The following is a 9,357-nucleotide window of genomic DNA, read 5'->3' as shown; positions in this document are numbered from 1 at the left end:
CAAGATAGTAGATCTTTGGATTATTGATCTATATCTGGACTCTGCAGAGTACCATTAAGCGCGATAAGCACAAGAGCCAATAATGAGGCTCAAACAGAACTCGCGTGGCAGTTCCGGTCACATCACGCATCATCATGCGCAGGAGAACCGTGGACGATCAGCGACTCCGCCGTGTGCGCACCGACCTCCGCACGGTGCTCCACCGGGTGCGACGGCGACTCGATCTCTAGACCGAGGTGTACCTGCGGCATCCCCCGAGCCGAGAAGATTTCGCCCTCTGCCTGGAGGAGCTCCTCCACGGACTGGACAGCGAGAACTGGCCGGACGTCCTGACCCGGCACTACCCTGTCGCGTCCATCGTGAACCTTGACATAGTGATGGATCGAGTCCCGCGGTGTGCGGGTACCCATGCCTCGTCCGGGACGGAGGAGGAGGGAGCCGGGCCGATTGCTTCCCTCCGCGCGAGGGGCCTCTGGCGCCACAAGTACCGCGGGCCGATGCGTCCGGAGACCGAGCACATTCTGCGCAGGAGCCTAGGCATGCTGTACTCCGAACGGATGGAGCGCGCCCTCGACCACCTGCTCGATCGGCTGGAGGAGCGTTTCGATCCCGACTGGTTCGCCTGGTGCCGAGACTTCAACAAGCACACGGAGTACGTGCTCTGCCTGGAGACGGCCGTCGATGCCCTCGACGACTCCGACTCGAAAGTCCCCGCTCTGCTTCTCGACCGGATCCATGAGCTCGCGCGCATCATGAGGATGTCGGGTCGGGGTCTGGATCGCCTCCCATCGTTGTGAGCCGGGGCGACGCCGCGCGCATACCTCCGCACCGACGACGACCCGAGAAGGACCACGACCACGAGCGTCCGTCCAGGAGCCCGGACCTACGACCCGATCTCCTGATACGCCGCGAACAGCAGCGACGTCTCCGGCCCCTGCAGGATGCTCGGCCGGGCGATGTCGTCGAGAACCACGAAGCGGAGCATGCCCGCGCGGGTCTTCTTGTCGCGCTGCATGGCGGCGAGGAGCGTCTCCCACCGGCCGAGCGGGTAGCTCGTCGGTAGCGTCAGCGACTCGAGGACGCTGCGCTGCCGGTCGACCACAGCGTCGCTGAGCGAGCCAGTCAGGCGCGAGAGCTCGGCGGCGAACATCATCCCGACGGAGACTGCCGCACCGTGGCGCCACTGGTAGCGTTCGGCGTGCTCGACCGCGTGCCCGAGGGTGTGCCCGTAGTTCAGGATCTCGCGCAGGCCCTTCTCGGTGAAGTCCTCGCCCACGACGCGCGCCTTGATCCCGATCGAGAGTTCGACCAGGCTGCGGAACTCCTCGGATGTGGGATCGGTGGCCAGGTCGATGTCGGACTCGATGATGTCGAGGATGCGCGGCTCGGCGATCATCCCGTACTTCACGATCTCGCCGAAGCCGGCGAGGATCTCGTTGCGCGGGAGGCTGGTCAGCACGTCGAGGTCGGCCACGACGGCGCGCGGGGCGTGGAAGGCCCCAACCAGGTTCTTGCCCTCGGCCGTATTAATGCCGGTCTTACCGCCGACGGCCGCGTCGACCATCCCGAGCACGGTGGTCGGCACCTGCACCAGGTCCACACCGCGGAGCCAGGTGGCGGCGACGAAGCCGGCCAGATCGGTGATCGCGCCTCCGCCGAAGCCGACCACGACGTCCGTGCGGGTGAAGTCGGACTGGCCCATCACCTGCCAGCAGAAGGCCGCGACCTCGACGCGCTTCGCGGCCTCGGCGTCCGGCACCTCGGCGAGCAGCACCTCGTAGCGCTCGAGCAGGCTCTCGCGGATCTCGGCGGCCAGCACCGCGAGGGTCGGCGGGTGCACGATGAGCACCTTCGCGGCGCGCGGGCCGATCGCGTCGGCCAGGCCGTCGAGGAGTCCGCGCCCGACGTGGATGTCGTAGCCGTTCTCTCCGCTGACGGTGAGGGCGGTGGTGCCGTCGTTCATGACTGTCTTCCGCTCGGGCGGCTGGGCGCCGCCGGGTCCGATGGTGCAGGGATGTCGGAGGGACGCTGCGCGCGCACCCACTCCGCGGTCTCAGCAGCGATCACGGTGATCGGTCGCCGCGAGGTGTCGACGACGAAATCGGCGAGGGCCTCGTAGATCGGGCGTCGCGCGTCGAAGATGCGGGTCCAGTCGGCCACGCCGCCGCGCACCAGGGGTCGGGAGCCGGAGCCGAGCCGGTCGCGGACGGCCTCGGCCGTGGTGGTCAGTAGCACGACCGGCACGACCGCGAGGTCGGCGCGGGTGGCTGTGTCGAGCACCGCTCCCCCGCCGAGGCTGAGGACAACGTCGCGACGGACGGCGCGTTCGACGACGCGGCGCTCCTCTCGGCGGAAAGCGGCCTCGCCGTGGGCGCGAAGTAGGGGGCGATCGGTCCGTGGCTGCGCACGAACTCGGCGTCGGAGTCGACGAAGTCGGCGCTCAGCGCCTTCGCGACCCGCCTGCCGATCGTCGTCTTGCCGGCACCCATCGGGCCGATCAGGACGACGCGGGCGCGGGCCGCGCCGGTATCGTGTCCCGCCATCAGCGTGCGGCCGTCGGGCGCGGCATCAGGCGAGCCCGAGCGCCGGGTCGCTCTCGGACACCGTGCGCAGCTCGTCGGGGATGGCGGCGAGGTAGCCCCGGAGGTTGCGCCGGGTCTCCGCGACGCTGTCGCCGCCAAACTTCTCAAGGACCGCGTTCGCGAGAACCAGCGCGACCATCGCCTCGGCGACGACGCCCGAGGCGGGGACGGCGCAGACGTCGGAACGCTGGTGGTGCGCACCGGCCGCCTCCCCGGTCGCGACGTCGACGGTGCGCAGCGCGTGCGGCACCGTCGCGATCGGCTTCATCCCGGCGCGCACCCGCAGCACTGTGCCGGTGCTCATCCCGCCCTCGGTGCCGCCGGCCCGGTCGCTGGAGCGCGCGATGCCCGCTGCCGCCCGGAAGAGCTCGTCGTGCGCCTCGGAGCCGCGGCGGGTCGTGGTGAGGAACCCGTCGCCCACCTCGACGCCCTTGATGGCCTGGATCCCCATCACTGCGGCGGCGAGCTGTGCATCGAGGCGGCGGTCCCAGTGCACGGAGGAGCCGAGCCCGGGCGGGAGGTCGTAGGCGAGCACCTCGACGACCCCACCGAGGGTGTCGCCGTCGTCGTGGGCGCGGTCGACCTCCGCGACCATCAGCGCGCTCGTCGCGGCGTCGTGGCAGCGCAGCGGATCGGCGTCGAGCGTCCCGACGTCGGCGGGCGTCGGAAGCGGCGAACCCTCGGGCACGCGCACCGGGCCGATGGCGAGGGTGTGGCTCACGAGGGTGATGCCCAGCTCGCCGAGGAACCGACGTGCCACGGCGCCGAGCGCGACGCGCGCGGCTGTCTCGCGGGCAGAGGCGCGCTCCAGCACGTTGCGCGATTCGGAGAAGCCGTACTTCTGCATGCCGACGAGGTCGGCGTGACCGGGACGCGGCCGAGTGAGCGCCGCTCCCCGGCCCTTGGGCAGCGACTCCGGGTCCCGCGGTTCGGCCGACATGACGTCCACCCAGCGCGGCCACTCGGTGTTGCCGATCCGCAGGGCGATCGGGCTGCCCATAGTGGCGCCGTGACGGATGCCGGAGGAGATCGTCAGCTCATCCTGCTCGAAGTTCATGCGGGCGCCGCGACCGTAGCCGAGCTTCCGGCGCGCCAGATCGGCGCGGATGTCGTCGAGGGAGACGGGGACACCCGCCGGCAGTCCTTCGAGGACGGCGACGAGTTCGGGACCGTGGGATTCCCCGGCCGTGAGCCAACGGAGCATCCTCCGATTCTGGCATACGCCCTCAGTGCAGCGGGCCCGGTGCTACCGCTCGCCGCATCGCGGCCAGCACCTCGTCCTCGTGCTCGAGGGCCGCGGCGGGATCGCCGGCGACGAAGATGCGGACCTGGACGAGCGCCTGGTGGAGCAGCATTCCCAGGCCCGAGACGACCGGCGACCCGGCCGCCTCCCAGTGCCGCGCGAGTGCGCTCGGCCACGGGGAGTACGCGACGTCGAAGAGCGTCGAGGCGGCGACGACCGCCTCCGGGACCTCGAGCGCGTCGGCGGCCCCGCCCGGCAGGGTCGAGACCACCAGCGGAGCGGGCTCCCCCGCGGCCCACGCGGAGAATGGCCTCACGTCGAGCGCCAGGTCCAGCGCGGCCGCCACGGGAGCGAGAGCAGCCGCCTTCTCGGGCGAGCGCAACGTCAGTGTGACGCGGCTCGCGCCCAGCTCGGCGGCCGCGGCGAGTGCGGACGCGGCGGTCGCGCCTCCGCCCAGCACCTCGATGCGGGGGACGGAGCCGACTCCAGCGTCACGCAACGCCCGCACGATGCCCGCGACATCGGTGTTGAAGCCGCGGACCTGGGACCCGCGCCCGAGCGGTCGACGAGCACCGTGTTCACCGCTCCGGTCGTCCGCGCGACAGGGTCCTCCTCGGCGAGCAGAGGCCGGACGGCGTGCTTCAGGGGCATGGTCAGCGAGAGGCCGTGCCAGCGCTCGCCGGACACGACCGCGGCGAGCGTCGCCTCCGTGGTCTCGACGGCGCTGTAGCTCCAGTCGAGCCCGAGCACCCGGTAGGCCGCCGCATGCAGGGCGGGCGACTTCGAATGCGCGATCGGCGCGCCGAGGACCGCGAGGCGGTACCCGGCGGCCGTCACTGGTACTCCGGGTGGTCCCGCATCCACGCCTGCCACTGGGCGACGGCGGCGTTGTGCTCGGCGTCGGTCGTCGAGTAAACCGTCTCACCGGTCTGCAGGTTCACTGTGACGAAGTACATCCAGGTGCCGTCTGCCGGATGCAGGACCGCGTCGATCGCGACGTCGCCCGGGTTCGAGATCGGTGCGGGCGGCAGGCCGTCGCGCTGGTAGGTGTTGTAGACGTTGTTCACGTCGTTCCGCTCGGCGTCGGTCGTCGAGACCCGATCGGTCGCTCCGGTGCCGTAGGCGACCGTCGCATCGGACTGGAGGCGCCAACCCTGATCGAGCCGGTTCTGGAACACGCGCGCAACCTTCGGGAAGTCCTCCGCGACGCGGGCCTCGCGCTGCACGAGGGAGGCGAACACCACAACGCGGTAGCGGTCGTCGACGGGCACGCCGGCCCGGTCGAGGGAGGCGAACATCCGGTCGACGAGGGTCTTGAGGATGTCGTGCGCAGATGTGGACGGATTGATGTCGTACGTCGCGGGGAACAGGAATCCCTCGAGGCTGGTCGCGCCCGCCGGGAGTCCGAACGAGCCCCAGTCGGCGGCCGCGGCCTCGAGATCGGCCAGCGCCACACCGGTTCCGTCGGCGATCAGCGGCAACGCCGCCTTCAGTGCCGTCCCCTCGGGAATGACGAACGTGTTGGCGAGGCGGGTCGACTCGGAGTCGAGCAGCGCCGAGAGGGCGGCCTTCGCGCTCATCTCGGCCTTGAGCGAGTAGGCGCCGGCCTGGAACACGGGCTCCGGGCTCTGCGCGAGGAGAAGCTGGTAGAACGGCGCGTACGACCTGATGACGCCGTCCGAGACGAGATTGTTGGCGATATCGCTGCCGTCGTCCCCCTGATGGATGGTGAAGATCACCTCGCTCGTCCCCGTGCCGGTGAAATCCGCGGGCTCCGACTCCGCGAACAGGCCGCGGACGGGCTCGATGAAGATGGTGACGGCGATCGCCACGAGAGCGGCGAAGACGCCGAACGCGAGCAGCCCGCCGATCAGGCCCCGGCGCGTGCGGCGCTTCCGGGTGCTGCGCGAGCGGCGGCGGGAGGAGGAGGGCCGGGCGACCGGATCGATCGGGACCGCTTCGCCGCGGCCCCTCGCCTCCGGAACCGCCGGTCCGGTGAAGAGCCGGTCGAACGGATCGCGCGCTCCCGCCTCACTCAAGGCGTGGGCACGGTCCGGGTTCGGACGCTGCGGAGCCGACTGCGCGGACTCGGCGGCGCGGACGTCGCGGCGGCTCGGGGGGACGTCGGTCACGAATTGGTCCTTCGTTCGTTTCGAGCGCGGCTCCGGCCGGGGTGCCGGCCGAGCGTTCGGAATCGATGGCGTGCTGCAGGATCACCACGGCGGCGACCTGGTCGATCACGGCGCGGAAGCCGCGTGTACTGCGTCCGGAACGGTGCAGAGCGCTCTGGGCGGTCACCGTCGACAGCCGCTCGTCCACGAGCCGCACCGGGGCGGTCGGAATCGCTTCGGCGAGCCGTCGAGCGAATCCGCGTGCATCCTCGGTGGAGGCCGTCTCGGAACCCGACAACGACAACGGCAGGCCTACGATGATCGCCTCGGCATCGTACTCGGCCGCCAGGAGAGCGATCCTGGAGATGTCCGAGGAATCGCCGTCGCCCGAGCGGGCGACCGTCTCGATCGGCACGGCGAGCAGACCGTCGGCGTCGCAGCGGGCGACTCCGATGCGGGAGCGCCCACATCGATACCGAGCCTGACACCGAACCTCGGCATTCAGCGGGTCGCTTCCTGTACCACGACCTCGAGCGCGGAGCCGATCATCGAGCGTCCGAGCCGCCGCCCTGGGCGAGGTCGTCCTTGCCGCCGCCGCCACCACCGAGGATCCCGGCCGCGCGCTTCGCGAGTGCTCCGGCGCGGCGGCCCCGGTCGCGCGCCGCCTGGTTGGTCGCAACGATGACCGCCGGCTTGCCTCCGACCTCGGCCGCGAGGGCGACGACGACGGGGTCCTGGCCCAGCCGCTCCCGGACGGAGGTGACCAGCGAGCGCAGCTCGTCCGTCGAGCCCGCGGTACCGATGCTCTCGGCGACGACGGTCGTCCCGTTGATGCTGCGGCGGTTCGCGGTGATCGCGGGCACGCGATCGGCGAGCGCGCGCGCCTCGAAGGCGGCGATCCGCTTCTCGGCGGCCTTCAGGCTCGCGACGAGCTCGCCGATGCGCTCGGGCAGCTGCTCGCGAGGCGTCTTGAGCGACGACGAGATGGTGCTGACCAGTGCGCGCTCGGCGGCGAGTCCCCGGAACGCCTCACGGCCCACGAGCGACTCGACGCGGCGGTTCGTCGACCCGACGGAGGACTCGCTGACGACGCTGATCAGGCCGACCTCGGCGGAGCGACCGACGTGGGTGCCTGCGCAGAGCTCGCGCGACCACGGTCCGCCGATGTCGACCACGCGCACGACGTCGCCGTACTTCTCGCCGAAGAGTGCCATCGCGCCGAGCGCTTTGGCCTCGTCGAGCGGGAGCTCGCGGGTGACGACCTCGAGATTGTCGCGGATCGCGGAGTTCGCGATCTCCTCGATCTCGCTGCGCGTCTCGAGCGAGAGCGCCTGGTTCCAGGAGAAGTCCAGACGAAGGTACCCGGCCTTGTTGTAGGAGCCGGACTGGTGCGCCTGCGGGCCGAGCACCTGGCGCAGCGCGGCGTGGATGAGGTGCGTGCCCGAGTGGGCCTGCGTGGCGCCCCGGCGCCAGTCGCGGTCAACGACGGAGGTGGCGGCGTCGCCCACTCCGACCTCGCCGCTGGCGACCTGCACCGTGTGGCTGATGAGCCCCTTGACCGGCTTCTGCACGTCGAGGACCTCGAGATCGAAGCCCGAGCCGACGATCCGGCCGGCGTCCGCCTCCTGGCCGCCCGACTCCGCGTAGAGCGACGTGGCCTCGAGGATCACCTCGGCGATGTCACCCGCGACCGCCTTCGTCACGGAGTGACCGCCGACGATGAGGCCGACGATGCGCGACGGGGTGTCGAGCATGTCGTACCCGGTGAAGACCGTCTCGCCCTGCGCACGGAAGTCCGCGTAGACCGACAGATCGGCCAGCGCGGACTTCTTGGACTTCGCGTCGGCTTTCGCCCGCGTCCGCTGCGCCGTCATCAAGGAGTCGAACGCCTCGCGGTCGACCGAGAGGCCCGATTCCTCGGCGATCTCGAGGGTGAGGTCGATCGGGAAGCCGAAGGTGTCGTGCAGAAGGAACGCGGTGTCGCCCGGCAGCGTCGGCGATTCGGCCTTCTTCGTCTTGAGGACGGCGAGGTCGAGGATCTCGGTGCCTGCAGCGAGGGTGCGCAGGAACGCCTCCTCCTCGCCGTACGCGCTGGTCGACAGGCGCTCGAACTCGGTGGAGACCTCGGGGTAGGCCGCCGCCATCGCGTCGCGCGAGGCGGTGAAGAGCTCGGGGAACGTCGCGGTGTCCACGCCGAGCAGGCGCATGGCCCGTACGGTCCGGCGCATCAGACGGCGGAGGATGTAGCCGCGGCCCTCGTTCGAGGGCGTCACGCCGTCCGACAGGAGCATGAGCGAGGAGCGCACGTGGTCGGCGATGACGCGCATCCGCACATCGTCCTCGTGCACCGCGCCGTAGCGTCGGCCCGAGAGCTCGGCCGCGCGGTCGAGGACCGGGCGCACCTGGTCGATCTCGTACATGTTCTCGACACCCTGTTTGAGGAACGCGACCCGCTCGAGGCCCATGCCGGTGTCGATGTTCTTCCGCGGCAGCTCGCCCAGGATGTCGAAGTCGACCTTGCTCGTGCCCTCGCCGCGGAGGTACTGCATGAAGACGAGGTTCCAGATTTCGACGTAACGGTCATCGTCCGTGGCGGGGCCACCGTCGGCGCCGTAGGCGGGCCCGCGGTCGAAGAAGATCTCGGAGCACGGTCCGGCGGGGCCCGGCTGACCGGTGGACCAGTAGTTGGTGTCTCTCTCGAGGCGCTGGATGCGCTCGTCCGGCAGTCCCGCGATCTTCTTCCAGAGTGCGATGGCCTCGTCGTCGTCCTTGTAGACGGTGACCCAGAGGTCCTTCTCGTCGAAGCCGAGACTGCCGTCGCTCTCGGCGCCGGTCAGCAGCTCCCAGGCGTAGCCGATCGCGCCCTCCTTGAAGTAGTCCCCGAAGGAGAAGTTGCCGTTCATCTGGAAGAACGTGCCGTGACGCGGGGTCTTGCCGACCTCCTCGATGTCGTTCGTCCGGATGCACTTCTGCACACTCGTCGCTCGCGGGTACGGCGCTGGGACCACTCCGGTGAGGTACGGCACGAAGGGCACCATGCCGGCGACGGTGAAGAGGAGGCTCGGGTCCTCGCTGACGAGGGAGGCGGAGGGCACCACGGTGTGGCCGCGGCTTCCGAAGAAGTCGAGCCAGCGGTTGCGGATGTCTGCGGTCTGCATGGGTTCCGTTACGGTTCGGTCGGTGACGACGCGGATGTCGGACGGCGGGGCGTCAGCCCTCGCCGATGGCGGCCTTCAGCTCGGCCTCGCGCTGGTGGTAGCCCTCGGAGACGGCCTCGCCGAGCTCCTTCGCGGTGCGGTTGATGTCGGCGAAGAAGCGGGCGCCCGCCTCGGTGCGGGAGACCCGGTGGGCGAGAGCGAATCCGAGGCCGATCCCGAGGACGATCAGGGCGAGGTTCTTCACGGGGGTTCCTTCCACGGCG

General features: G+C 70.4%; 8 protein-coding genes and 2 pseudogenes. 1 reads left to right on the top strand and 9 read right to left on the bottom strand.

Annotation, left to right across the window (positions count from 1 at the left end):
* The first annotated feature begins 539 nt into the window (after positions 1 to 539).
* Complete coding sequence (locus ACH61_RS16970; RefSeq protein WP_132505087.1) at positions 540 to 797, top strand: hypothetical protein; 258 nt, start codon at positions 540 to 542, stop codon at positions 795 to 797.
* Positions 798 to 883: 86 nt separating this feature from the next.
* Here ACH61_RS16970 and aroB read toward each other — a convergent pair whose 3' ends face one another.
* The 9 genes and pseudogenes from aroB to ACH61_RS12305 form a co-directional block, all read right to left on the bottom strand.
* A complete protein-coding gene (gene aroB, locus ACH61_RS12340; protein WP_068212436.1) occupies positions 884 to 1,963 on the bottom strand; it encodes a 3-dehydroquinate synthase in 1,080 nt (359 codons plus the stop codon).
* Positions 1,960 to 2,489 (bottom strand): annotated as a pseudogene (locus ACH61_RS12335) (shikimate kinase). Before ACH61_RS12335 ends, aroB begins: the two are co-directional and overlap by 4 nt.
* Before the next feature lie 79 nt (positions 2,490 to 2,568).
* The gene (gene aroC / locus ACH61_RS12330; protein WP_068212433.1) at positions 2,569 to 3,786 is read right to left on the bottom strand and encodes a chorismate synthase; all 1,218 of its coding nucleotides are present in this window, start codon (positions 3,784 to 3,786) and stop codon (positions 2,569 to 2,571) included.
* 22 nt (positions 3,787 to 3,808) lie between these two features.
* The gene (locus ACH61_RS18505; protein WP_236713673.1) at positions 3,809 to 4,285 is read right to left on the bottom strand and encodes a Rossmann-fold NAD(P)-binding domain-containing protein; all 477 of its coding nucleotides are present in this window, start codon (positions 4,283 to 4,285) and stop codon (positions 3,809 to 3,811) included.
* The gene (locus tag ACH61_RS18500; RefSeq protein WP_236713672.1) at positions 4,210 to 4,662 is read right to left on the bottom strand and encodes a shikimate dehydrogenase family protein; all 453 of its coding nucleotides are present in this window, start codon (positions 4,660 to 4,662) and stop codon (positions 4,210 to 4,212) included. Before ACH61_RS18500 ends, ACH61_RS18505 begins: the two co-directional genes overlap by 76 nt.
* Positions 4,659 to 5,957, bottom strand: a complete 1,299-nt coding sequence (gene mltG / locus ACH61_RS12320) for an endolytic transglycosylase MltG (protein ID WP_068212431.1) — start codon at positions 5,955 to 5,957, stop codon at positions 4,659 to 4,661. The genes ACH61_RS18500 and mltG overlap by 4 nt, the downstream gene beginning before the upstream one ends.
* Before the next feature lie 13 nt (positions 5,958 to 5,970).
* A pseudogene (ruvX, locus tag ACH61_RS12315) lies at positions 5,971 to 6,437 on the bottom strand (Holliday junction resolvase RuvX); the annotation flags it as partial.
* Between the two features lie 44 nt (positions 6,438 to 6,481).
* On the bottom strand, positions 6,482 to 9,094 hold the full coding sequence (gene alaS / locus ACH61_RS12310; RefSeq protein ID WP_068212428.1) for an alanine--tRNA ligase: 2,613 nt from the start codon (positions 9,092 to 9,094) through the stop codon (positions 6,482 to 6,484).
* 52 nt (positions 9,095 to 9,146) lie between these two features.
* The coding region (locus ACH61_RS12305; RefSeq protein ID WP_236713671.1) for a hypothetical protein at positions 9,147 to 9,357 on the bottom strand (211 nt) is incomplete at its 5' end.

Source organism: Rathayibacter tanaceti (assembly GCF_001634385.1).
In the GTDB taxonomy this organism is placed as follows: Bacteria; Actinomycetota; Actinomycetes; order Actinomycetales; family Microbacteriaceae; genus Rathayibacter; species Rathayibacter tanaceti.
Note: the sequence above shows the minus strand (reverse complement) of the source record. Positions and strands in the feature narration are given on the sequence as shown.

Coding starts and splice junctions, on each gene's coding strand:
- ACH61_RS16970 (WP_132505087.1), top strand. CDS start 540: ATGCTGTACTCCGAACGGATGGAGCGCGCCCTCGACCACCTGCTCGAT.
- aroB (WP_068212436.1), bottom strand. CDS start 1,963: ATGAACGACGGCACCACCGCCCTCACCGTCAGCGGAGAGAACGGCTAC.
- aroC (WP_068212433.1), bottom strand. CDS start 3,786: ATGCTCCGTTGGCTCACGGCCGGGGAATCCCACGGTCCCGAACTCGTC.
- alaS (WP_068212428.1), bottom strand. CDS start 9,094: ATGCAGACCGCAGACATCCGCAACCGCTGGCTCGACTTCTTCGGAAGC.